The sequence below is a fragment of the Longimicrobium sp. genome, assembly GCF_036388275.1.
Lineage (GTDB): Bacteria > Gemmatimonadota > Gemmatimonadetes > Longimicrobiales > Longimicrobiaceae > Longimicrobium.
This window is the reverse complement of the sequence record NZ_DASVSF010000099.1, coordinates 46052-70271: the sequence shown is the minus strand read 5'-3', so window position 1 is coordinate 70271 and position 24220 is coordinate 46052. Positions and strand designations below refer to the sequence as shown.

The window sequence follows — 24220 nt, the reverse complement described above, 5'->3', positions numbered from 1 at the left end:
GTAGGCCAATGCGCGCAACTCTCCGATAGCCAACCGGTGAACCTGCCGGGTGAGCCGGATGCGGGAAATCCGCACGTCCGGTTCGAAGAGGGGCGACCAGGGCGAAGCTGTAACCTCGCCCTGGCGTCTACTCTACCGTGAAGCTGCAGTTCTTCAGTCAGCGGCGCTGGATGGGCCCGTTCAGGTTGGGGCAGGGGGTTCCCACGGGCTGCGGCCGGGAACCCGTATAGGCGCCCAGCGTCTTCAGGTACTCCACCAGCGCCCAGCGCTCGACGTCGCTGAGGTCGGTGCCGAACTCGTGGCCCTGGTTGCTGTTCCCGGGAACCGTGGTGGTGAACCGGGCCGTGCCGGCGGGCGCGTTCATGGCGTAGCCCACGCGGATGGGGTCGTACTCGGCGTGTCCCACCGGGAACGTGGTGCTTCGCCGGGCCGCGGGCAGCAGCAGCTCGTACAGGCTGGGGACGGAGCCATTGTGCAGGTAGGGCGCGGTGGCCCAGGTGCCTCGCAGCGTGCGGATGCCGTACTGCCCGGTGGTGCGCCACACCACGGCGCTGTCCGGAATGCCGTTCATCACCTGCCGCTGGGCGGGCGGAACCTTGAACGTTTCGTACGCCGCGGTCTTCATCTTGTGCAGCACCGGCGCCACCGAGTCGGTAAACCGGCCGTTGCCGAGCGGCTCCGTGAAGTTGACGGCCCGCAGGGCGTCGGTCCCGATGGACTCCAGCGGGTAGCAGGCGTCACGGGCGGGCGGGTCCTGGTGGCACCCCGCGCAGTACGTGCCGAAGAGCGGCTCCCCCTGCGCTGCCTTGGCCCGGTCGATGGGCGGGAAGAACGCCGGCCACGTGGGCTCCGGAAGCTGCCGCGCCAGCAGTTCCAGCCGGTGGAGGTTGATGGGGTTCAGCGTCGACCTCAGGGTCACCGGGTCGTAGACGCCGCCCACGCCCAGCGCCTGTCCCAGGTTGCGCTCCATCACCGAGTTGGTGTTGGCGTCGTAGTGCAGCCACACGTTCTGCGCGAACCCCCACAGGTGCGGAAAGCTCACCGGCGCGGTGGTCGGCACCGGGTCGTTGGGGTACAGGCGGTTGCGCGCCACCCCGAACGCGTCCACCCGGCCGGGACCGTCGGCGGTGGTGGGCACCTTGGGCGTGTTGCCGGCGACCGACGCCATGAACTCGATGCGGTCGCGCAGCATTCGGGCGATCACCAGGATTTCGCCCAGCGAGGCGTGCCGGGCCGCGGTGGCCTGCGCGTCGGAAGCCACGGCCGGCTCCTGCGGAAGTGCCGCGCGCAGCCGGGCGTGCGCGGCGCCCAGGCTTTCCTGGTTGTAGCGCTGCATCAGCTGTTGGAACCCGGGCGCCGCGCTGTCGAACGGCAGGTAGTGCAGGTTCACGGCGGCGCTTGCCGCCGAGTCGGCCCGCAGCGCCTGGCCAAGCTCCCCCAGGAACGCCGCCTCGGCGGCGGTACGCTCCGCGTCGACCAGGCCCTCCAGCATCTGCCGGGCGGACGGATGGCTGCTGTGGTTCAGCCGGTGGCTGGGCGGCCCGGCATTGGGCTCCCGGTGGCGCAGCAGGTCGAGGATGAACTGCACCAGGTGCGCCGGCTTGAGCGTTTCCTTCATGGCCTGCGTGAGGTCGTTCCCGAACACGTCGGTGTTGAACCGGCTGGGCGCGCCGTCGATGCGCAGCCGGTTGCCCCCGTACGTGATCTCGTTCACGTGGCACGCCGAGCAGTTGAAGCCCAGCATGCGAACGCCCAGGAACCGCGTGTCGACCGTGGTGGCCACCGTCACCCCCACGGGAAGCCCGTCCGCGTTGGCGGAGTCGGCGATCAGGCCGAACCGCTCCGGAGACTCCAGGAAGAACTTCGACCGGTCGGCGGGGTTGCGCAGCGCCCGGATCCAGGCGTAGGGAAGGATCTCGCTTCCCTCGGCCAGGTGATAGAACTGCTCCCGCTGCTCGGGGGTGAGCGGCCCCACCTTGACGCTGTCGGCGCTCACCACCGGCCCGTCTGCGCCCTTCTCCCCACCGTCACCTCCTTGCCCGCCCTCGCAGGCGAGCGAGGGCACCACCGCCAGCAGAACCACCCATCCCGCCACTCCACGCCTGGTCCACATTGTTGCCTCCGCCGCGAAGGAAGGACGACCCGCATCATCCTTGAACAGTAAGCGGCGCACCGCGCGAATGCACGAACTTTCTTCGTGAACTGATTCACGCAGAGGACGCAGAGATGAAGGAGAGGACGCAGAGAAACACCATCGTTTCTCTGCGTCCTCTCCGTTTTCCCTGCGCCCTCCGCGTGAAGCTAAGTTCTTCAGGCCGCCTTTTCGTCTTCTTCGCGGCGCTTGCAGTCCAGGCAGTAGCGCGCGTGCGGCAGCGCCTCCAGGCGCTGGAAGGGGATTTCGTTCTGGCAGCCGTGGCAGATGCCGAACGCCTCGGGCTCGGTGTACAGCCGGCGCAGCGCCTCCTCGATGCGGTACAGGTAGCGCCCTTCCTTGCTGGCGAACAGGAACGACTTCTCGCGCTCCATGGCGTCGGTGCCCTGGTCGGCCATGTGGAACGAATAGCTGGAAAGGTCCGCGTCGGCAGAGTCGCGGCTGACGGAGTGCTGCTGGAAGCGGCCGATGGAACGCCTGATCTTGTCGCGCTCGCGCACAAGAAGACGCTCGATGGATTCGATTTGGGTCCGATCCATGTCGCCTGTCTCGACTGTCACTGGTGTGGCCCGGCGCAGGAAGCCCCGGAGCGGGGCGCGCCCGAACGAACGAACATCCGTTCCCGGCAGAGGTGCGGAACAGCCGGGAAATGTAGCACCAAATGGGGGGCGCGTTCAAGTGCGCGCCCCGGCCGCGCGTTTCAGCGGCTGAGGAAGCGCTCCACGTAGCGCACCACGTCGTTGCCGTTGGCCCACAGCATCAGCCCCACGACGATGATCAGCCCCACGTGCGAAAGGCGGATGCGCGCCTCTACCGACAGCGGCCGGCCGCGCACCGCCTCCACCAGCAGGAACATCAGGTGTCCGCCGTCGAGGATGGGGATGGGGAGCAGGTTCAGCACGGCCAGGTTCACCGAGAGCAGCGCCAGGAAGTACAGGAAGCTCCATCCGCCCTGCTCGGCGCTCTGCCCCGACGCCTCGCCGATGGAAAGCAGGCCGCCCAGGTTGCGTGGCGACAGCGCGCCGGTCACCAGGTCGCGCAGCGTGGTCAGCAGCAGCTCCACCATGCCCACGGTCTCGTTCCACCCGTGGCCGATCGCCGCCCCGAACCCCAGCTTCCGGTGGTGGATCAGCGGAAGCTCCACCGCTCCGATCTTCCCCACCATCCGCTTCTGCCCGTTCACCTTCTCTTCTTCGGCGGCCGGAGTGAGGGTCAGCGACACCCGTTCGCCGCCGCGCTGCACGTCGACCTTCACGGGCTTGCCGGGGCTGTTCCGGAACTGCTCCACCGCCTCGTGCCACGCCGTAACGGGCTGTCCGTTGAGCGCCACGATGCGGTCGTTGGGCCGCAGCCCTGCCTTGGCGGCGGAACGATCGGGAAGCACGCCCCCCACGACCGGCGGGCTGAAGAAGCGCAGGGCCTGCTGAAGCGTGTCGCGGCTGCGGCCCCGCTCGGGGAGGGTCAGCGTAACCGGCGCCTGGCCCGCCACGCCGACGGCGACCGCGCCCGCGGGGGCGTCTGCCAACGCGCGCTGCATCGCGTCCCAGTGGGCCACCGGCTGCCCGCCGACGGACACGATCTCGGCCCCGACGGGGATCTGGCGCAGCTGTGCGGCGCTGCCGCCCAACTCGTGCATGGGCGCCACCTGCCGCGTGCCGATGTACGGCTCGCCCTGCCCGGCGGCCAGCACGATGTTGGCGACCAGGGCGAAGACCAGGTTCATGATCACCCCGGCCGAGATTACCCAGGTGCGCGCCCAGATGGGCTTGGCGTCGAAGGTCCTCGCGGGGTCCACCGGGGGCGCCTTTTCGCCGCCCTCCAGCACCTCCATGGCCTCGTCGTCCTCCATCCCCGCCATCTTCACGTAGCCGCCCAGCGGGATGGCCGAGATCACGAAGTCCGTTTCGCCCCACTTGAAGCCCGCCACGCGCGGCCCCAGCCCCAGGGAAAAGGTGGGCGCGGCAATGTCCACCGACTTGGCGGCGAAGAAGTGCCCCAGCTCGTGGATGAGGATCAGGACCGAAAGGGCGACGAGGGTCGCCAGGATGCTCAGGAGCACGGGGCCAGCTGGTTCAGGAAATCGTTCGTGGCGCGCCGGGCCCATCCATCGGCCGCCAGCACGTCGTCCAGGGTGTCGACGGGGCCGTTCGGCCACCGGTCCAGCGCGTCGGCGATGGCTTCGGCGATGCAGGGAAAGGTGCAGCGGCCGGCCAGGAACTCGGCCACGGCCACCTCGTTGGCGGCGTTGAACACCGCCGGCGCCGTTCCCCCCGCGCGCCCCGCCTGGAATCCCAGCGCGAACGCGGGAAACCGGGCCGTATCCACCGCCTCGAAGGTCAGGGGGCCCCCCGCCACGGGATCGTACCGCCGCGCCTCGTACGGCAGGCGCTCGGGGTACGTCAGGGCGTAGAGGACGGGGATCTCCATGGTGGGAAACCCCATCTGCGCCAGGACCGATCCATCCACCGTTTCCACCATCGAGTGGATGATGGACTGCGGGTGCACGACGGCCTCGATGCGGTCGTACCCCACACCAAAGAGAAAGTGTGCCTCGATCACCTCCAGCGCCTTGTTGGCCAGCGTGGCGCTGTCGATGGTGACCTTGGAGCCCATGTTCCAGGTGGGGTGGCGCAGGGCGTCGGCGGGGGTGACGGCACCGATGCGTTCCAGCGGCCACGCGCGGAACGGCCCGCCCGACGCGGTGAGCACCAGGCGGCGCACGTCCTCCGCCCGCGTGCCGGACAGGCACTGCAGGATGGCGCTGTGCTCGCTGTCCACGGGGGTCAGCTCGCCCCCGCCGCGCCGCGCGGCTTCCAGCACCAGCGGCCCGCCGCACACCAGCGACTCCTTGTTGGCCAGCGCCACCCGCTTGCCCGCACGGAGCGCCGCCAGCGTGGGCTCCAGCCCCGCGGCGCCCACCAGGGCGTTGATGACGATGTCGGCGTCGGGGTGCGTGGCGGCGTCCAGCAGCGCCTGCCGCCCGGAACGCCACTCCGTCCGCCCCGGCGGCAGGTCGCCCGGGACGGGTGCGTCGGCGATCACGGCGAGGGAGGGATGGAGCTCGGCCACCAGTTCGCGCAGGGCGCCCGCGTTGCGGTGGGCGGTCAGGGCGACGGCGTGAAAGCGGTTCGGGTGCTGGCGCAGGACGGCGCGCGCGCTCGCGCCGATGGAGCCGGTGGCCCCCAGGATGGCGACGCCCTTCATCCCGCGGTCAGGGGCCGACGACCAGGGCGAAGAAGGCGTACCCCAGGGGCAGCGTGACGATGAGCGAGTCGAAGCGGTCCAGCGCGCCCCCGTGGCCGGGAAGCAGCGTCCCCGAGTCCTTGACCCCCACGTCGCGCTTCCACAGCGACTCGGCCAGGTCGCCCAGCTGCGCGAAGACGGAGACCAGAAGGCCAAGGAGGGCGCCTTCCCACAGGGTGGGCTGGTACGTCCAGAAGCTGGTGAGCAGGTACGCGTAGGCGATGCCGCCGATCACCCCGCCCACGACGGCGGAGAGCGCGCCCTCCACCGTCTTTCCGGGGCTGACCCGCGGGATCAGCTTGCGCCGGCCGAACGCGCGCCCGCCGAAGTACGCGGCCGAGTCGCTGATCCAGGTAAGGAGAACGGGGGCCAGCAGCAGCGCCGGGCCGTGCAGCTCGCCGCGCAGCTCCGGCAGGTGGCGCAGGTAGAGGCCGAAGCCGAGGAGCGCCGCGTACCCCGCGCCGAAAACGGTGACGGCGGTGGACACCAGCGGCTCGCCCTCTACCCCGCGCGCCCAGATGCACACGCAGGCGGCGGTGACGGCCAGCAGGACGAGGGCGATGGTGGGGAGCGGGTTGCGCACGCCGTCCTGCGGCATGGCCCCGGCCGCCAGCACGATGGCCGCTGCGCCGGCCGAGCCCAGGAAGGCGAGGGGCCGGGCGGGCTTCTTTTCGGCCATGCGGTACAGCTCGAACGCCGTCAGCGCGGCGCAGAGCGCCAGCAGCCCCGCCAGCACCCAGCCGCCCATCCACACGGCGGCCAGGGCGGGGGGAATGCCGGCGATGGCCACGCCGACGCGCTTCAGCGTTTCCGATGCCGCCACGGGAGAATCTTCAGGAAGCCAGGACGCGGCCGAACCGCCGCTCGCGCCGCTGGTAGTCCAGCAGGGCGCGGAAGAAGTGCTCGCGGCCGAAGTCGGGCCACAGCACGGGGGTCACGTACAATTCGGTGTACGCCAGCTGCCAGAGCATGAAGTTGCTGATGCGCTGCTCGCCCGAGGTGCGGATCAGCAGGTCCGGGTCCGGGTCCGCCGGCGTGTACAATTGCTGGCTGAACAATTCCTCGTCGATCTCGCCCGGAAGCAGCGTTCCGGCGGCCACGCGCTCCGCCAGCTTGCGCGCGGCCAGGACGATCTCCTGCCGGGCCCCGTAGCTGATGGCCAGGTTCAGCCGCATCCGCGTTCCGCCGCGGGTGTGGTCGACGATCGACTGGATGGCGGCGCGGGTGCGCGGCCCCAGCCGGTCGAGCTCGCCGATGCAGTGCACCTCGATCCCCTTTTCCTTGAGGTCGCGGCGCTCGCGGCGCACGTACAGCTCCAGCAGGCCCATCAGCGCCGAGATCTCGGTGGCGGGGCGCCCCCAGTTCTCCTGCGAAAAGGCGTACAGCGTAAGCACCTCTACCCCTGCGTCGCCCGCGGCCTCCACGGCCTGGCGAACGGCCTGCATGCCGGCGCGGTGCCCGAACTCGCGCGGCTGCCCGCGTTCCCGCGCCCATCGCCCGTTGCCGTCCATGATGACGGCCACGTGGCGGGGCACCGTTCCGTTCAGCCGGATTTCCTGGAGGAGCTGCTCGCAAGACATGCCGGGTAAGATGGACGGCTGCGGCGGGTTTGTCAAAGCAAGTTCTTTTTGAACCGACTGGATCACGCGGAGGCGCGGAGGACGCGGAGGGGTCGCGGAAGCGCGCTAAGACAGATCGGGATCATCAGCCGACAGGTGCTGTCGAGCATGCCGTACCGTCAGGATGACAACCTCGTGCGGGTCAAGCCGATAAATGACCCGGTAGTTCCCATGGATGACCTCGCGAAGGTCGGCCCGGGGCGACTCGGGCAAGTGGCGCCCGCTCTCCGGGAACTCCGCCAGACGCAAAACGGAATCAAAGAGGCGCTCGACGACGTTCGCGGCGGCTTGTGGCCGGGACTGGGCGATGAATTCGCCGATGCCGACCACGCGTTCCAACGCAAGGGGCGACCAGACGACGTTCACCGGCGCAGACGCGCAAGGACCTGGCGCTTGGCTTCGTTGTGCTCCACCCCCTCGCCGCGGGCAACCTGCTCCTCGGCGAGGCGGATGTCCTCGAGCACCTCCGCGCGTTCGGTCAACCGCTCGTATTCGCCGACATCCAGCAGCACGGCCGCACTCCGCCCGTGCTGCGTGAGCACGATGGGCCGGTGCGTCGCCTGTACCTGCTCCACGAACGCGGCAGCGTTGGCACGGAACTCAGAAAGGGGGCGAACGTCCTCAATCAATCGAATCTGCATCGTACAAACTCCTGTACTAAATGGTGTACAAGAATAATTGCACGGTATGGGTTCGGCAGCAACCTTCAGCCTGATTCCGGCCTGGGGCACCTCTGCAATCTAGTCCTCGCGCCGCAACTCCGGGATGCGCCAGGCGGCGAGCAGCGTCAGCAGGGCCATCAGCGCGACGCCCCAGAACACCCAGTGCAGGCTCTCCGCCAGGCCGCCCCGCACCAGCGCCAGCGCGTCGGTGCCCAGCCGGGTGGCGCGGGGGGCGGCGTCTCCCAGCAGGTCCTGGATGTTGTCGAGCGACACGCGCCCCTCCAGCCCCTGGCGCTCCAGGTAGCGCGCCATCTGGTAGTTCAGCATGCCGCCGAACAGCGCCGCGCCCAGGGCGTTCCCCAATATCCTCATCAGCATGTTGGACGCGGTGGCCACGCCGCGCTGGTTCCACGCCACCGTCGTCTGGATGGCGACGATGGACGTGGTGCTCACGAAGCCCAGCCCCACTCCCACGAGAAAGGAGCCGATTCCCGCGGGCAGGGCTCCGCGGGACGAGAACAGGGCGATCAGCAGCGTGCCGGCCAGCAGGGCCACGCCCCCCGTGCGCACCAGCCGCCGGACGCCCATCGTCACCATGCTGCGCCCCGCCCAGAACGCCGACAGCGGCCACCCCAGCGTCATCATCGACAGGGTGAACCCCGCCAGCAGCGCCGACCCGCCCAGCACCCCCTGCACGTACGTGGGAAGAAAGGTGATCAGCCCGATCATCATGATCCCCGACGCCAGCGTGGCCAGGTTGGCGTAGCGGATCAGCGGGCTGGCCCACAGCTCCAGGTGCATCAGCGGGTCCGGCGCGCGGCGCTCCTGGCGGACGAAGAGCACCAGCGCCACCACGAACACCGCCAGCAGCGGTCCCGCCGCGGCCACCCCCCAGGTGCCGGCCTGGGTGAGCGCCAGCATCAGCGAGCCCACGCCCGCCAGCAGCAGCACGGCGCCGGGATAGTCGATCTGCCGCTTCTCGCGCTCCACTCCCTCGTGAAGGTACGTCGCCACGAGTGCAATGGAGGCAATGCCGAAGGGCACGTTCACCCAGAAGATCCACGGCCAGCCCACGCTGTGCACCACGATGCCGCCCACCAGCGGCCCCACGATGGACGCCAGCCCCCACAGCCCCGACATGTAGCCCTGGATGCGCCCGCGCTCCTCGATGGAGTACAGGTCGCCCGCCAGCGTGGTGGTGATGGGCTGCACGGCGCCCGCCCCCAGCCCCTGCACGAAGCGGAAGGCCACGAGCATGGGCATGGTGCGCGCGAAGCCGCACAGCACCGAGCCCACCAGGAACACGACGACGCCGGCGATGAACACCGGCTTGCGCCCCACCAGGTCCGAGAGCTTTCCAAAGATGGGGATGGCCACGGCCTGCATCAGCAGGTACGACGAGAACACCCAGCTGTAGAGCGAAAATCCGCCCAGCTCGGCGGCGATGCTGGGCATGGCCGTGGCGATGATGGTGCCCTCGACCGCCGCCATGAACATGGCCAGCAGCAGCCCGGTGAACACGAGCCCCCGGTGGGTGGTTGCTTCCTTCAACGTGGTCTGCCTGGAAAGGACCGAAACGCGAAAGGCGGCCACCGGGCCGCCGACCTGCTCTGGATGCACCCAGCGTACCCGCGGCAGTGCACAAGCGAAAGGGAGGGGCCGGCGCAGACCCTCCCCGTGCGCGCTTCCCGTGAGCCGAGCCCCGTCAACAGCAGAGTAGCTTGCGCAAGTCATGGCGACGCCGTACCTTCCTTCATTCAGACCACCTTCCGGCCAGCCTGGCCTCCGGTACTCTCAGCCCTGCCGTCCCTTCTGTGTGTTCGGACGTCCGCTCCATGCGGGAGCCATGGCGCTCGCGCATTCCCATTCCACCCCTGCGCATCGAGAGGTCATCTCGCACAGCCGCGGTACGCGTGAGTTCTCAAACACCCCCCCACGAGGATGTATGTCGAAACGAATTCTATTGTTTGTGTTGACGCTGCTGCTGATCGCCGGCAGCGCCTCCGACGCTTCCGCCCAGCAGCGGCAGGTGAGCGGCACGGTGACCGGGCCCGACCAGCGCCCGGTCGGCGGCGCCTCGGTCACGATCACGGGCACCACGCGCGGAGTCCAGACGGACGCCGCCGGCCGCTACACGATCTCCGTTCCGGCTGGCGCCACTTCGCTCACCGTTCGCCGGCTCGGCCTCGCCACCCGCACGGTCGCCGTAGCCGCGGCACAGAGCTCGGTAGACGTGCGGCTGCAGGACGACATCCTGAACCTGGATGCCGTCGTCGTCACCGGCCAGGCCACCGCCGTACGGCGTGAGAACCTCGCCAACGACGTCGCCGTGGTGAATGCACGGCAGCTGGTGGGGAACGCGCCTGCCCAGACGGTAGACCGCGCGCTCCAGGGCAAGGTAGCCGGCGCGACCATCCGCACCAACTCCGGCGCCCCCGGCGGCGGCGTGCAGATCCGCCTGCGCGGCCCGGCGACCATCACCGGCAACTCCACCCCGCTGTACGTGGTGGACGGCGTGGTGGTCAGCGACGTGGCCATTCCCGGCGGCCAGAACGCCATCTCGCGTGCGGCGAGTGCCGTGGGTGTGAACTTTTCGACGCAGGACGTGGTCGTCAACCGCATCTCGGACCTCAACCCGAACGACATCGAGAGCATCGAGATCCTGAAGGGTGCGTCCGCCGCCTCGATCTACGGCTCGCGGGCCGCGGCCGGCGTGGTGGTGATCACCACCAAGCGTGGCCGTGCGGGCGCGCCCCGGTACACGTTCTCGCAGCGCTTCGGCTACGCGGAGCTTTCGCGTACCCTGGGTTCGCGCGAGTGGACGGCGGAGCGGGCCATGGACGCCGGCTACGTCGACGCCACCACGGTCGGCCAGTACTTCAACGCCGACGGGTCGCCCATCGCGACGTACGACCTGGAGCGCGAGGTGTTCGGGCGCAAGGCCCCGCAGCGCCAGACCACGTTCAGCGTGGGTGGCGGCAGCGAGACCACGCAGTACTTCCTCTCGGGCCTGGTTCAGAACGACGAGGGCATCGCGGCGAACACGGGCTACGAGAAGCAGTCGCTGAACCTGAACGTGAGCCAGCAGGTGGGACGGCGCGCCCGGTTCTCGGCGACCAGCAACATCCTGCACTCGGTGGCCGCGCGCGGCGTGACGGGCAACGACAACACCGGCGCCAGCTACGTCAGCGCCATCTCGTTCACCCCGAACTTCGTCAGCTACCGGCCGAAGAACGGCCTTTACCCGCGCAACCCGTTCCTGGACAGCAATCCGCTGGAAACGTCGGAGCTTTCCACGAACGATGAGGACGTGTGGCGGGTGATCGGCTCCGCGAACGCGCAGTTCGACCTTCTGAGCCGTGGCGCGCACGAGCTTCGCCTGGTGGCCACCGGCGGCGCCGACTACTTCAATCAGGACAACCGCCTGTACTTCCCGCCCAGCCTGCAGGTGCAGGCCGACCCGGCCAACCCGGGTACCACGGTGAGCGGCGGCGGCAGGAACCTGAACCTGAACACCAACGTCAACCTGGTGCACACCCTGCGTCCGGAGTCGGGTGCCTTCTCGGCCACCACGTCCGGCGGTGTGCAGTACGAAGACCGCGACCTGCGCCTGGCCCAGGTGACGGGCCGCTACCTGCTGGGCAGCCTCGAGCTGCCGTTCCAGGCCGCCAACCAGCTTTCGGCCGGCTCGCGCCAGCGCGTGCGTACCTTCGGCGGCTACGTGCAGGAGGAGCTGCTCCTGTTCAACGAGAGCCTCTCGCTCACGGCGAGCCTTCGCGGCGACCGCAGCAGCAACAACGCCGACACCGAGCAGTACTATTACTACCCCAAGGCGGCGGCCGCGTACAATTTCCCGCGGTCGTTCGGCTTCCTGGACCAGCTCAAGCTCCGCACCGCCTTCGGGTCCAGCGGGAGTGAGCCGCAGTACGCCCAGAAGTACACCCCGCTGTCGGTGAGCAACACGGAAGGCAATCCGCAGCTCACCATCAACGGCGCGATCGGCTCCTCCACGCTTCGCCCGGAGCGCGTTACCGAGCTCGAGGGCGGCTTCGACGCCACGCTGTTCGGCCGCCGCGCCCAGCTGGCCGTAACGGCGTACAGCCGCACGATCACCCAGCTGCTGCTGTCGCGCACGCTGCCGCAGTCGAGCGGGTTCACGATCGAGTACTTCAACGGCGGCGAAATGCAGAGCCGGGGTGTGGAAGTGTCGCTCGAGGGCACGCCGATCCAGCGTGGCGCCTTCCAGTGGAACACCACCACCACCTTCTCGCACAACCGCACCGAGGTCACCGACCTTCCGGTGCCGGAGTTCAGCGCCGGCAACTCGTTCGGCAACTCCTACGGCAGCTACCGGATCCGCAAGGGCTACTCGCCCACCACGGTGTTCGCCAACAACGGGCGCGACGAGGCCGGCGTTCTCAAGGTCGACCCGATCGGCGAGTCCGAGCCGGACTTCCAGATGGGCTTCCTGAACGACCTGCAGTTCGGGCGCTTCCGCCTCAGCTCGCTCTTCGACTGGAGCAAGGGCGGCCTGGTGGTGAACCTGACGCGCAACTACTACGACGGTGCCTTCACGGCGCCGGATTACGACGCGCCCAGCAACCTCAAGCGCGACGCCGACGGCCACCTCATCGAGAGCCGCCCGTTCTCTTCGTGCGGAACGACCTGCCTCTCGGGTGAGGAGCGCCTGTTCCTCTTCGCGTCGCCCAACAACCTGCCGGTGTACATCGAGGACGGCAGCTTCGTGAAGCTGCGCGAGCTCGCGCTGAGCTACGACGTGCCGACGCAGATGCTGGGCGGCCGTGTGCGCGGGGCGCAGCTGCAGCTTTCGGGGCGCAACCTCATGACCTGGACCGACTACTCGGGCTATGACCCGGAAGTCAGCAACTTCGGGAACGTGTCCGCTGGCCGTAACCAGGACGTGACTCCGTTCCCGCCGAGCCGCGTCTACTCGCTCGGCGTCAACCTCGAGTTCTGAGAGATTACATGCGAATTCCAAGCAACAGGCAACGGTACGTTGCCTCCGCGCTCGCCCTGGTCCTCGCCACCGGCGCGTGCTCGGACATCAACGTGCCCGACTACAACCGGGCGGGCTTCAGCGACCTGCAGACCAACCCCAACCGCACCCTGGTGGACGCGGCGGCGGCCGGCATGCTCGCTTCGGCGCGCATCGACCCGGCGACTCGCGTGCGCCTCACCGGGATCGTGGGCCGCGAGGCGCACTACCTGGACCCGAACGAGAGCCGGTACGTCACCGAGCTCGTCACCGGCCAGATCGACCCGTCGAGCTTCGCGGGCAACCACAACTTCCTGAACCCGTACGGCACCATCGCGCAGGGGAACGTGCTCCTTACGGCCATCGACAAGGTGGCGGCTACGGAGTACACCGACGCGCAGAAGGAGGGGCTCCGCGGCTTCGTGAAGACGGTGATGGGGAGCGAGTACCTGGTGATCGCCATGATGCACCAGTACGGCGTGGTCGACGTGAGCGCCGACCCGCTCGCGGAACCGGCGCCGCTGAAGCCGCAGGCGGAGGTCTACGCCAAGGCGCGCCAGCTGCTCGACGAAGGCGCGGTCCACCTGGCCAAGGGCGGAACGACGTTCACCTTCAAGCTGCCCTCCGGCCTGACCGGCTCGGGGCTGAACCTGAGCAACCCGAGCACGACGTTCCGGCAGTTCAACCGGGGGCTTCGCTCGCGGCTGGACATCCTCACCAAGGACTACGCCGCCGCGCTGACGAGCCTTGGCGAGTCGTTCATCAGCACCTCGAGCGGTTCGCGGGCGGAGTTCAACCGCGGTGGGTACTACACCTTCAGCGCCGCCTCGGGCGACCGGGCGAACGCGCTCGCCACGGGCTCGCCCGAGGTGGCGGAGCCCACGCTGCGGACCGACGCGCAGCTCAAGGCGAACGGGACGCGCGACGAGCGCTTCCTGCTCAAGGTGGACACCACCGGCACCACCATCAACCGGTACAACATCATCAGCTCGCTGCGATTCAAGCATTACCGCGCGGCGCCGTTCTTCGGCTCCGGCGGCGCGGCTTCGCCCATTCCCTGGGTGCGCAACGAGGAGCTGATCCTTTCGCGCGCCGAAGCTCGCTGGTTCACGGGTGACAAGCCCGGCGCGCTGGCGGACCTGAACTTCGTGCGCACGAACTCGGGCGGGCTGGCGGCGATCGCAATGCCGACGACCGACGATGCGTTCATCACCGCGCTGCTGTACGAGCGCCGGTACTCCCTGATGTACGAGGGCGGGTACCGCTGGCTCGACCTGCGCCGCTTCGGCCGCCTGGGCACGCTGACCAACTATCCGCGTTCGGGCGACAAGTCGATCGAGTTCTTCCCGATTCCCTTCGTGGAGTGCCTCGCGCGCGGTGGCGCGGGCTCGGCGCCAGGGTGCTGAGCACGGCCGGTGCAGGCTGATCGATGCGGCGCCCGGGGGACCATTCCCCGGGCGCCGCTTTCATCCCGCACCACGCGTTGCTTCCCCTCTCCTTCACGGCTTGCCCATCAGGGTCGAGCCACGTCTCGAACCCGGACGGAACCATGAAAAACCTACTACGCGCGCTGGTGATGTCGGCGGCCGTTCTCGTTGCGGCGGCGTGTGCTTCGGCGTCGGGCTCGAGCCGGAAAGCGGCGGCGGAGCCGGTGACGGTGGAGGTCAGCAACCAGAACCGGCGCGACGTGCGGGTGTACGTCGTCCGCGGCGGCACGTCGGTGCGGCTGGGTACCGTCGTGTCCGGGCGGACGGCGACGTTCACCTACCGCGGCATGTCGGCGGGGCAGTCCGAGACGCTGCAGGTCGGCGCCGACGTCATCGGTGGTGATGCCAGGTACACCAGCGGGAGCGTGCGCGTGGCGCCTGGAGAGCGGGTGGCGCTTCGCGTCGAGGACCTGATCCAGTCGTCGTCCATCTCGGTACGCAGACCGTAGCCGCGGACCGGGCCGCGGGAGCGCCTCACCAGGGCCCACGGCGGCAACTCCGCCGTGGGCCGCTTTGCTCCGCGCCTGATCGTTTCGTTTTGTCGAGGAGAAGGATCGGACATGGCGGTTCCCCTTTCGGTGCTGGACCTGGCGCCCGTCGCGTCGGGGTCGACGGCGAGCGAGGCCCTGAGGAACGCGGTAGACCTGGCGCAGTTCGCCGAGCGGCTGGGCTTCGCCCGGTGCTGGTACGCCGAGCACCACGGCATGCCCAGCATCGCCAGCTCAGTCCCGGAGATCGTCATCGCGCACGTGGCCGCGGCCACCTCGCGCATCCGCCTGGGGTCGGGCGGCATCATGCTGCCCAACCACGCCCCCCTGCGCATTGCCGAGGCGTTCCACACGCTCAACGCGCTGCATCCCGGCCGCATCGACTTAGGAATCGGCCGGGCCCCGGGGACGGACCCGGTGACGTCGAGCGCGCTGCGGCCCTTCGACGCCGAGCAGTTTCCGCAGCAGCTGGAGGAGATGTTCTCGCTTTCGCGCGGCGGCTACGGCGAGGGGCACCCCTTCCGCGGGGTGCGCGTGGTGCCCGGCGACGTGCCGCTGCCGCCGGTGTGGCTGCTGGGCTCCAGCGGCGCGAGCGCCCGGCTGGCGGGCTCGCTGGGGCTGGGCTACTCGTTCGCGCGGCACTTCAGCCCCAGCCCGCCCGCGCCCGCGTTCCAGGCCTACCGCGAGAGCTTTCAGCCGTCGGACGCGTTCCCGGCGCCGCACGCCATCGTGGCGGTGTCCGCCGTGTGCGCCGAAACGCGCGACGAAGCGGAGTTTCTCGCCTCGTCCATGCAGCTGGCGTGGGTGCGGCTGCAGCGGCGCGAGTTCGGCCCCATCCCCACGCCCGAAGAAGCCACGGCGTATCCCTACACGCCGCGCGAGCGCGCCGTGGCCGAGAGCTACCGCGCGCTGACCTTCGTGGGCACCCCGGCCGACGTGCGGGAGCGCATCGACGCCGTCGTCGTGGAAACGGGCACGGACGAAGTGATGGTGATCACCACGGTCCACAGCCACGCCGCCCGCCGGCGCTCGTACGAACTCCTCGCGCGCGAGTACGGCATCGGCTGATGATCGCACGCAGAGCAGCAGAGCAGCAGAGGAACTGAGCGAAGTTCCCCCTGCTGCTCTGCTGTGAACGTTGCGCCGAGGATCAGGCGTATTTTCGCGCGTCGAGCACCTGGCCGTTGAACGCGCCGGAGACGGCATCCACGTAGGCGTGGGCGACGATCGCGGCGGGGAGGCCGCCGGCCGGGTCGCGGCCCATCGCCTCGAGCGTTTCGCTCACCCACGGTGGGCTGACCACGTTGATGCGGATTCCGCGCGGCGCATCCAGGGCGGCCGCCCGCGCGAAGCCCTCCAGCCCCGCGTTCACCAGGCTGATGGCCGACGTGCCGGGGGCGGGCTCCTGGCTCAGCACGCCGCTGGTGACGGTGATGGACCCGCCGTCTGCGACGTGCTCCAGGCCGGAGCGGATCACGTTCACCTGGCCCATCAGCTTGTTCGACAGGCTGAACGCGAAGTCCTCGTCCGAAAGCTGGTCCAGCGGCTTGAACGCCGCGCTTCCCGTGCACGACACCACCGCGTCCACGCGCCCCACCTGCCGGAACAGGCCGCGGATGGACTCCGGCGAGGCGATGTCCACGCGCGCGTCACCGCTGCTCCGCGCCGCCGAAACTACCTCGTGCTCCGCCCGCAGCGCTTCGGCCACCGCGAGGCCGATGGTTCCCGTCGCCCCGATCACCAGCACCTTCATCCGCATCTCCCATCTCGTGTGAGCCGACCCGCGAGGGACGACGCCCGCCGCAAATCCCGCGCGCGCGTGCTGGGTGCTCATTTCAACGAGTGAGGGGGTTGACTGGTGCGCCGAGCCTTGTAATACTTGTGACACGCGCCAATGGCGCGGAGACAACTCGACCGCCACAGGCCCCACACCCAATTCCGGGTGGCTGGGGCTTTTTTGCGTTTTACCCCCGCCCACCCGGAGCCGAGTCTATGCCTTGGAACGAAAAAACCCCACATCAACCCGTCGCCTGGCCCCATGGCCGTGCACCCCGCAAGCGGAAGCAGGGCCGCGGCAAAGGTCCCCTGATCAACAGGCCACCGCGACCTGGCATCGCTTGATCTTCTCGGCTAAGAGACGGTGGTGGACGCATGATGCAGGTACCCCGACGAAGGACGCGGCGGGCCGATGCATCCGGCCCGCCGCGTCCGTCCAATCAACTGCCTGATGTGCTCAGTGCGAAACGGCTACGGGCGAGGTGCGCCGCGTGGTGCTTCCGTCGCCCAGCTGCGAGAAGTCGTTGCGGCCCGAGCACCAGGCCTGGCCCACGCCGTCCAGCCCGCAGGTCTGCTCGGATCCGGCCGTCACCAGGCCGTAGCTGACGCCCAGGGGCTGTGAGACCGCGGTGGGGGTGAGCGCCCCCGTCAGCGTGCCGTCGCCGAACTGCCCCTGCGTGTTGCGGCCCCAGCAGTAAGCCTGTCCGCCGCTGGTCACGCCACAGGTGTGGGAGCCGCCGGTGGACAGCTGCACGAAGGTGACGCCGGCGGGCTGCACGACGGCCACGGGAACCTTGCGCGGCGACACCGTGGTGCTGTCGCCCACCTGGCCGTAGAAGTTGTAGCCCCAGCAGTATGCCTGCCCGCCCGAGGTCAGCCCGCACGAGTGGTTGTACTCGGTGGCGATGGAGGTGAACGTTACCCCCGCCGGCTGCTGCACCGCGACGGGAATGCGGCTGCCCAGCGTGGAGTTGTTGCCCACCGCGCCGTCGCCGCCGTAGCCCCAGCAGTAGGCCTGGCCCGTGGTGGCCAGGGCGCAGGTGTGTGTTCCCCCCGCGGCGATGGCGCTGAACGTGACGCCGGCGGGCATGCGCACCGCCACCGGCGTCACGGCGAAGGTCTTGGTGCTGTCGCCGATCTGCGCCGACGAGTTGTTCCCCCAGCAGTACGCCTGGCCCGAGCCGTTCAGCCCGCAGGTGTGGGACCCGCCCGCGCTGATGCTGGTGAACGCGATGGCCCCGAGCGGCTTCACGGCCACGGGCATCAGCGGCAGGACCGTGGTGCTGTCGCCCAGGCGGCCGTCGCCGTTGCTGCCCCAGCAGTAGGCCTGCCCCGCGGAGGTGATGGCGCAGGTGTGGATGGCTCCCGCGCTCACCTGGGTGAAGGTGACGCCCGAGGGATGGAAGACGGGGACGGGCACGGTGGTGGATGCGGCCGTGCTGTCGCCCAGCTGGCCGACGTTGTTGCGGCCCCAGCACCAGCCCTGGCCCGCGGAGGTCAGGCCGCAGCTGTGGGTGGAGCCGGCGTCGATGGAGGCCAGCGCGTTGGTGGGAATCACGGTGAGCGCGGGTCCTGCTGGCTGGGTCGCGCGAGGGGCCAGGGGCTGGTCGGCGCAGGCGGCCAGTGCGGCCACGCCGAGGAGGGTGAGTGCGGCGCGGAAAAACGTTGGGGGCTTCATGGTGGGTTCCGGGGTGCGGAGTGGGTGAAAGACCTGCGTGGTCCCCCAAGGTGCGCGCTCCGTCGGGCTCCGGTCAACGGAAATTTTGTCTCTATTGGGTTATTCGTGCGTAGTGCGCCGTCGCATGCGGAACGAGGCCGCGAGTGACACGACGAAGATGGCGAAGGAGGCCAGGGTCGTGGTGGCGGCTGTGGATTGCGCGAGCCGGTTCGCTTCGCATTACCGTGGAAACCGCTCGCAGTCGCTGGCGCAGCACCCGATCATGTTCATGCAGGAAACGAGCAGCGCCAGCAGGGCCAGCAACGCGACCCGCCTCAATGCGATGACCATCCGCCGCTCCTCTTCCGCCGCCTGAACACTCGCGATCGACCATCGCTCCGCGATATCTTTGCGTGATCCCGGCACCCGCGTGAGAACTCCGAGCCAGCCGGCACCTCGTCTTTGTCGCATGAATCACCATCCTGCCTCTCCCGGCCAGCCGCGGCCGAACACGCCCGTGTGGGACGACGAGCCCTGGACCGCGCTCCCGTCTCTGGAGGGCGACGTTTCCGCGGACGTCTGCGTGGTGGGGCTTGGAGGCTCGGGGCTGGCGGGCGTCACGGAGCTGCTGGACCACGGGCTGAGCGTCGTCGGGGTGGATGCGGGGATGGTCGCGGGCGGCGCGGCGGGACGCAACGGTGGTTTCCTGCTGGCGGGGACGTACGACTTCTACCACGACGCCGTCCGCAAGCTGGGCCGCGAGTGGGCGAGTTCGGTCTACCGGCTGACGCTGGAGCAGGTGGCGCGGATGGCCGCGGAAACGCCGGATGCCGTGCGGATCACCGGGTCGCTGCGCATCGTGGACACGCCCGAGGAAGAAGACGACTGCCGGAGCCAGATGCAAGGCCTGCAGGCGGACGGCTTTGCGGTGGAGTGTTACGACGGGCCGGAGGGGCGCGGCCTGCTCTTTCCCGCCGATGCCGCCTTCCAGCCGCTGCGCCGCTGCCGCACGCTCGCGCGCCGCGCGGCGGTGCGCGGCGCGCGCCTGTACGAGCACTCGCCCGCCATCGAGATCGGCCAAGGCCAAGTGGTCACGCCCGTGGGACGGGTGCGGTGCGGGGCCGTGATCGTGGCGGCGGACGGGCGGCTGGAAGGCCTGTTCCCCGAGCTGCGGGGCCGCGTGCGCACCGCCCGCCTGCAGATGCTGGCGACCGCGCCCACCGACGAGGTGCGCCTGCCGCGGCCCGTGTACGCGCGCTGGGGTTACGAGTACTGGCAGCAGCTGACGGATGGGCGGATCGCGCTGGGTGGGTTCCGCGACCTCGGCGGGGAAGGAGAGTGGACGGAGGAGTGGGAGCCGTCCGAGACCGTCCAGGCGCGGCTGGAAGGGTTTCTCCGCGAGCGCATCGGCGTCAGGGCGCCGGTCACGCACCGATGGGCGGCCTCCGTGGGCTACACGCCGTCGGGGCTGCCGGTGCTGGAGGAGGTTCGCCCCGGCGTGTGGGCGGCGGGCGGCTACAGCGGCACCGGCAACGTCATCGGCGCCCTCTGCGGCCGCGCGATGGCGCAGGTCGCCCTGACGGGAAGCTCGCCGCTCGCCGACATCCTGCGGGAGCCCGCCGCCGTCGGGATGCGCGCAGCGGCCCTTAGTGGCTGACCGGGTACAGCTCCAGCCCCACGTCCAGCGTGAACATGGTCTGCACGGCGCCGAGCCGGGGCATTCCCTGCAGAAAGCTGCCGACTTCCGAGCCCGGCCCGATCGCTAGCGCCGGCCCCAGGCCGACGTACGGGCGCACCTCCTCCACCGTCGACGGGCGCGCCTGCAGCCCGAGGGTCCCCGCGGCAAACACGAACCTCGGGGGCCGCTTCGCCGCCGGCTCGCCCTCGCGCCGGGTGGTGAACGCGGAGAGCGTCGTCACGCCAATGTCGATCCCGGCATACGTCTGGGTTCCTATCAGCCCGTAGCGCTGCGCACCGCATCCCACGGCATGCAGGCCGGGTCCCACCGTAAATCCGCACTGGGCGGCGACTTCGTCCTGCACGAATCGCTTGATCGAGAGCGTAGCGCCCAGCCGCGGACCGAAGTTCATCGACACTCCCACCGAGGTTTCCCCCGCGGTCTGCGCCTGCAGGGGAACGGCCGGCAGGGCGGTGAGGAGGATCAGCAGGGCAGGTAGGCGTCGCATCGTAGGCCTGGTCGGGGGTTGAAGCTAGGATGGGCTTCCAGGATCCCGGGGCTGCGTACAACGGCGCAAGAATCGCGTTCGCCGGATCACGGCTCGCCGATCGGGCGCAGGTCTGATTGGGTGCGGGGCAGGATCTCGCGGTGCTCCTCGTACTGGCCGGAGTAGCCCGTTACCTGCAGCCACTGCCCGGCGCGGATGGCGCTGACGTCGATCCCCGCCTGCGCATCCACGAACACCAGCAGCGCCCCGGACCCGTCGTCCAGCATCAGCTTCCATCCCCACGGCTGGTCATCCAGCACGTCGCCCGTCACGCGGGCCCGCACCCGGATCAGCAGCCCTTCGCTCGCCTCGTCCACCGCGCCCGTGCGAATCGGCCGCGCGTCCGGAATCGTCCCCGCTCCGATCACCTGGATGCGCGACGGCTGGATGGCGAGCTGGTTCTGCGGATCGGAGATCGTCCCGGTGATGCGCAGCCTGGTGCCGGCCGGGTAGCGTGCGGAGTCGGCGGGCGGGAGCACGTAGATGCCGGCGGTGCCGTCCTGCACGGCGAACCCGCCGTCGAAGGTGCCGGATGCCATGGTGACCACACCTTCCACCGATCCGCCCGACGCTACCGGCAGCCGGCGCACCTGGTCGATGGAGACCGCTCCGGGCGACGGTTCGCGGGTGGATGCGCAGGCCGCGAGAAGCGCGATCGCGGTCGCGGCGGTCAGGACTGGGCGGATTCGCATCGGCGGACGGGGAGGACGGGGCAAGGATGGTCATCCCAAGATCCCGATCCGTGGTGCCGGTCCGCAAGCACCGCGGGATGCGAACGGGCCCTCCGCCGAAATCCCGGCGGGGAGCCCGTGTTCCCTCTCGTGCGCGTGGCCGCTACCGCCAGCGGTGAAGGTTCTCTTCCCACACCCAGGCCACCAGCTCGTTGTCGTTCAAGATCCCCACCACGTCGCCCCAGCTGTTGATGGCCAGGGCACGGCTCTGCGTGGCGCCGCCCGCGTTCAGCCGCACCATGCCGGTGGAGGGGTGCCAGGTGAACGCGTGCACCTGGCCGTCGAAGCCGCCCGTGGCGGGCAGGTCGCGGGTGGTGCTGGAGCCCACCACCTCGCCCCAGTGGTTCACGTCGTACGCCTCGCTGAAGTTGCCGCCCAGCGTGCCCAGGTTCAGCAGCCCGCCCTCGGGGGTCCACAGCGCGGCCCGCATCTCCGGTACTCCGCGCTCCACCTCCTCCTTCCAGCTGACCATCGCCACCGCGCCCTTGTTGCTGATGGCCATCGCCATGCTGCCCACGTAGCCCGGAAGCGTACCCAGCTCGCGGATCCCGCCCGCCTTGGGCCAGAGAACCGCCTTGCGCACACCGTCGGCGGGAACCGAGTAGCCCACGGCGTCGTCGCTGTGGTTGATGTCCTCGGCCGAGCTGCCGTGCCGCTCCAGCCAGGGGAGCACGGTGCCGCCCCCGTATGGAGACCAGCGGTACGCACGGGTGTGCATGTCGCCGTTGGTGCGGTAGTTCCCCACCACGCGGCCCCAGTCGTTGATGGACATGGCCTCGCCGAACCGCATGTCGGGGAGCGTGATGCGGCTCTTGATGCGGTTGTTCTCCCACACGACCGGCATGGATTCGGAGGTGCCGGCGATCAGCCGGTGCCAGCTGTTGATGGCACGCCACCCCTCACCGTTGTTGCGCACGAGTCCCGTGGCCTTGGTCCACCGGTGCCCGGCCGCGATCACTTCCGCGTGCTCGTTCAGCGACGCGTAGCTGAAGTGCCCGATGGTGCCCAGCCGTACCAGGCAGCGCCCCTGGCAGGTGGTGCTGGCCTGCGCCGCGGCCACCGGGTCCGTGCCCACCGGCGGGTCCGGCGGGGTTTCGGGTTCCCCCACCCCGGACGGCGAATCCAGGCACGCGGACAGGGCGAACGTCGCCGCGAGGGCAAGAAGGACGCGCTTCATTGCGTAGTTCCTACATCTTCTGTTTCCGGCTTCGGGATGGGCCGGGAAAGCATTCAGCATGCCAAACATGTGTCTTCGCTGGTCCCGTAGCAGGGTTAAGGCTCCGGAAATTGGCGGGGATCGGTTGATCGGTGCTCGGCCACGCGCTATCGTCACGAATCCCCCGTTTTCCATCTTCCCAGCGATCCCCGAAGTGCCGTGACTTCTCGACTGATCCCGTCCGCGCTCGTTCCGCTGCTGGCGTTGGCCGCCGCGCCCGCCGCGGCGCAGCAGCTTTCGCCGCAGGAGCAGGCCATCGTTCGCTCGGTAGACGCCCATGCGGCCGACGCCGTGAGCTTTTTGGAGCGCATCGTCAACATCAACAGCGGCACGCTGAACCCGGCGGGCGTGCGCGAGGTGGGGCGGCACTTCGAGGCGCCGCTGGACTCGCTGGGGTTCGACGTGCGGTGGATCAGCATGCCCGACTCGCTGAACCGCGCCGGGCACCTGTTCGCCTACCGCACCGGGACGCAGGGCAAGCGCGTGCTGCTGATCGGCCACCTGGACACCGTGTTCGAAGAGGACGACGCCTTTCAGCGCTTCGTGCGCGACGGGCGGTACGCCACGGGGCCGGGGGTGAACGACATGAAGGGCGGCGACGTGGTGATCCTGTACGCACTGCGGGCGCTTCACGCGGCCGGCGTGCTCGAGGGGACCACCGTCACCGTGGCGCTCACGGGGGACGAGGAATCGGCGGGGCGGCCGCTGGAAATTTCACGGCACCACCTGATCGAGGCGGGCCGGAACAGCGACGCGGCGCTGGAGTTCGAGACGGGGTCGCGCGACTCGCTGGGCGAGTATGCCGTGGTCGCGCGGCGCAGCAGCAGCGGGTGGACGCTGCGGGTGCGCGGCCGCACGGGGCACTCGTCGGGCGTGTTCGGCGAGGGCTCGGGGAGCGGGGCCATTTTCGAGGCGGCGCGCATCCTCACCGCCTTTCACGAGGAGCTGCGCGGCGAGCCCAACCTCACCTTCAACCCGGGGGTGATCGTCGGCGGGACGGACGTGGAGTACGATCCGCGGCGAAGCGCGGGGACGGCGTTCGGCAAGACCAACGTCATCGCGCAGACGGCCATCGTCACCGGCGACATCCGCACGCTCACCGACGAGCAGCTGCAGCGCACGCGTGAGCGGATGAGGGCCATCGTCGCCCGCCACCTTCCGCGCACGGAGGCGGAGATCACCTTCGGCGAGGGCTATCCGTCCATGCCCCCGACCGAAGGAAACCAGGCGCTGCTGGACGTGCTGAACAGCGTGAACCGCGACCTGGGGACGGCGCCGATGCAGGCGTTCGATCCCGGCCGGCGCGGGGCGGCGGACGTGTCGTTCGTGGCGCCGTACACCAACGCGCTGGCGGGGCTGGGCGTGCACGGCTCCGGGGCGCACGGCCCCAACGAGCGCATCGACCTGGAAACGCTGCCGCTGCAGATCAAGCGCGCCGCGCTGCTCATCTACCGCCTGACTCGCTGAACAGCGGGGGTACAGAGGGTACGGAGAAAAGCCAGAAATACAGAGGAAGACGGGTCCTCTGTATCTCTGGCTTTTCTCTGTTCCTCTGAAACTTCGCTGTTGTTTTTTATCTGGCCAAAGGCCGCGACGACAGGTTACGGGTTGCGCCCGTTGCCCTTGTTTCCGTTGCGGCAGCGCCCGTTGCCGTTTCCGTTGCCGCGCCCGGCGTTGCAGCGGGTTTCGTCGCGACGGCCCTTGTCCTTGTCCGGCCGCGCGTCGCGGTTCCCGTCGCGGTCACGATCGCGGCCGTCGCGCTCGCCCACGCTGGGGCGGAGCACGCCGGGCAGGTTGCGCGCGCGGTCGTTCCCCGAGCAGGCAGAGGTGGTCAGCAGGCCGGCGGCAAGCGCCATGATGCCCAGGTGGCGCAGGTTTCTCATCGGTCACTCCGTACGCGGATTGGATCACGTCCTTCGGCGCGCGGCCCTCGACGCACGGGCGCACCGACATGTGTTCTCCCATCCA

The 24220-nt window shown here is 69.6% G+C and carries 22 protein-coding genes; 7 read left to right on the top strand and 15 right to left on the bottom strand.

The genetic code is table 11. From position 1 onward, the window contains the following. Positions 1-157: 157 nt before the first annotated feature. The 9 genes from VF632_RS21035 to VF632_RS20995 form a co-directional block, all read right to left on the bottom strand. Entirely contained in the window at positions 158-2113 is a 1956-nt protein-coding gene (locus VF632_RS21035) for a di-heme-cytochrome C peroxidase (protein ID WP_331024888.1), read from the bottom strand. A gap of 197 nt (positions 2114-2310) precedes the next feature. Beyond that, positions 2311-2691: a TraR/DksA family transcriptional regulator gene (locus VF632_RS21030; RefSeq protein WP_331024887.1), complete on the bottom strand. Its 381-nt coding sequence runs from the start codon at positions 2689-2691 to the stop codon at positions 2311-2313. Positions 2692-2852: 161 nt separating this feature from the next. Then, positions 2853-4211 carry an RIP metalloprotease RseP gene (rseP, locus tag VF632_RS21025; RefSeq protein WP_331024886.1) on the bottom strand — a complete coding sequence of 453 codons (1359 nt, stop codon included), beginning with the start codon at positions 4209-4211 and terminating at the stop codon, positions 2853-2855. Then, complete coding sequence (dxr, locus tag VF632_RS21020) at positions 4202-5356, bottom strand: 1-deoxy-D-xylulose-5-phosphate reductoisomerase (RefSeq protein WP_331024885.1); 1155 nt, start codon at positions 5354-5356, stop codon at positions 4202-4204. Before dxr ends, rseP begins: the two co-directional genes overlap by 10 nt. A gap of 7 nt (positions 5357-5363) precedes the next feature. Beyond that, a complete protein-coding gene (locus VF632_RS21015; RefSeq protein WP_331024884.1) occupies positions 5364-6218 on the bottom strand; it encodes a phosphatidate cytidylyltransferase in 855 nt (284 codons plus the stop codon). A gap of 10 nt (positions 6219-6228) precedes the next feature. After that, complete coding sequence (locus VF632_RS21010) at positions 6229-6975, bottom strand: isoprenyl transferase (protein ID WP_331024883.1); 747 nt, start codon at positions 6973-6975, stop codon at positions 6229-6231. A gap of 105 nt (positions 6976-7080) precedes the next feature. Beyond that, positions 7081-7380: a type II toxin-antitoxin system RelE/ParE family toxin gene (locus VF632_RS21005; RefSeq protein WP_331024882.1), complete on the bottom strand. Its 300-nt coding sequence runs from the start codon at positions 7378-7380 to the stop codon at positions 7081-7083. After that, on the bottom strand, positions 7377-7655 hold the full coding sequence (locus tag VF632_RS21000; protein WP_331024881.1) for a type II toxin-antitoxin system Phd/YefM family antitoxin: 279 nt from the start codon (positions 7653-7655) through the stop codon (positions 7377-7379). Before VF632_RS21000 ends, VF632_RS21005 begins: the two co-directional genes overlap by 4 nt. Before the next feature lie 99 nt (positions 7656-7754). Beyond that, positions 7755-9227, bottom strand: a complete 1473-nt coding sequence (locus VF632_RS20995; protein WP_331024880.1) for an MDR family MFS transporter — start codon at positions 9225-9227, stop codon at positions 7755-7757. A 394-nt stretch (positions 9228-9621) separates the two neighbouring features. Between VF632_RS20995 and VF632_RS20990 the strand changes: the two genes are divergently transcribed. From VF632_RS20990 to VF632_RS20975, 4 genes are all read left to right on the top strand, one after another. Next, positions 9622-12654, top strand: coding sequence for a SusC/RagA family TonB-linked outer membrane protein (locus tag VF632_RS20990; protein WP_331024879.1), 3033 nt, complete (start codon positions 9622-9624; stop codon positions 12652-12654). 8 nt (positions 12655-12662) lie between these two features. Next, the gene (locus tag VF632_RS20985; protein ID WP_331024878.1) at positions 12663-14078 is read left to right on the top strand and encodes a RagB/SusD family nutrient uptake outer membrane protein; all 1416 of its coding nucleotides are present in this window, start codon (positions 12663-12665) and stop codon (positions 14076-14078) included. Positions 14079-14221: 143 nt separating this feature from the next. Continuing rightward, positions 14222-14608, top strand: a complete 387-nt coding sequence (locus VF632_RS20980; protein WP_331024877.1) for a hypothetical protein — start codon at positions 14222-14224, stop codon at positions 14606-14608. 111 nt (positions 14609-14719) lie between these two features. Further along, positions 14720-15715, top strand: coding sequence for an LLM class flavin-dependent oxidoreductase (locus tag VF632_RS20975; RefSeq protein ID WP_331024876.1), 996 nt, complete (start codon positions 14720-14722; stop codon positions 15713-15715). 82 nt (positions 15716-15797) lie between these two features. On the opposite strand, the gene VF632_RS20970 is transcribed toward VF632_RS20975, so the two are convergent. Both VF632_RS20970 and VF632_RS20965 read right to left on the bottom strand, forming a co-directional pair. Next, positions 15798-16400 carry a short chain dehydrogenase gene (locus tag VF632_RS20970; protein WP_349264026.1) on the bottom strand — a complete coding sequence of 201 codons (603 nt, stop codon included), beginning with the start codon at positions 16398-16400 and terminating at the stop codon, positions 15798-15800. A 480-nt stretch (positions 16401-16880) separates the two neighbouring features. After that, entirely contained in the window at positions 16881-18101 is a 1221-nt protein-coding gene (locus VF632_RS20965; RefSeq protein ID WP_331024874.1) for a hypothetical protein, read from the bottom strand. A gap of 157 nt (positions 18102-18258) precedes the next feature. Between VF632_RS20965 and VF632_RS20960 the strand changes: the two genes are divergently transcribed. Both VF632_RS20960 and VF632_RS20955 read left to right on the top strand, forming a co-directional pair. Beyond that, on the top strand, positions 18259-18456 hold the full coding sequence (locus VF632_RS20960) for a hypothetical protein (protein ID WP_331024873.1): 198 nt from the start codon (positions 18259-18261) through the stop codon (positions 18454-18456). A 93-nt stretch (positions 18457-18549) separates the two neighbouring features. After that, a complete protein-coding gene (locus VF632_RS20955; RefSeq protein WP_331024872.1) occupies positions 18550-19737 on the top strand; it encodes an FAD-binding oxidoreductase in 1188 nt (395 codons plus the stop codon). Here VF632_RS20955 and VF632_RS20950 read toward each other — a convergent pair. The 3 genes from VF632_RS20950 to VF632_RS20940 form a co-directional block, all read right to left on the bottom strand. Next, positions 19727-20266: a hypothetical protein gene (locus VF632_RS20950; protein WP_331024871.1), complete on the bottom strand. Its 540-nt coding sequence runs from the start codon at positions 20264-20266 to the stop codon at positions 19727-19729. The genes VF632_RS20955 and VF632_RS20950 overlap by 11 nt on opposite strands. A gap of 86 nt (positions 20267-20352) precedes the next feature. Beyond that, positions 20353-20997 carry a hypothetical protein gene (locus tag VF632_RS20945; protein ID WP_331024870.1) on the bottom strand — a complete coding sequence of 215 codons (645 nt, stop codon included), beginning with the start codon at positions 20995-20997 and terminating at the stop codon, positions 20353-20355. A 142-nt stretch (positions 20998-21139) separates the two neighbouring features. Beyond that, positions 21140-22213: a hypothetical protein gene (locus tag VF632_RS20940; RefSeq protein ID WP_331024869.1), complete on the bottom strand. Its 1074-nt coding sequence runs from the start codon at positions 22211-22213 to the stop codon at positions 21140-21142. A gap of 198 nt (positions 22214-22411) precedes the next feature. Between VF632_RS20940 and VF632_RS20935 the strand changes: the two genes are divergently transcribed. Continuing rightward, positions 22412-23719, top strand: a complete 1308-nt coding sequence (locus VF632_RS20935; protein ID WP_331024868.1) for a M20/M25/M40 family metallo-hydrolase — start codon at positions 22412-22414, stop codon at positions 23717-23719. 134 nt (positions 23720-23853) lie between these two features. Here VF632_RS20935 and VF632_RS20930 read toward each other — a convergent pair whose 3' ends face one another. Next, on the bottom strand, positions 23854-24135 hold the full coding sequence (locus VF632_RS20930) for a hypothetical protein (RefSeq protein WP_331024867.1): 282 nt from the start codon (positions 24133-24135) through the stop codon (positions 23854-23856). Positions 24136-24220: the final 85 nt, after the last annotated feature.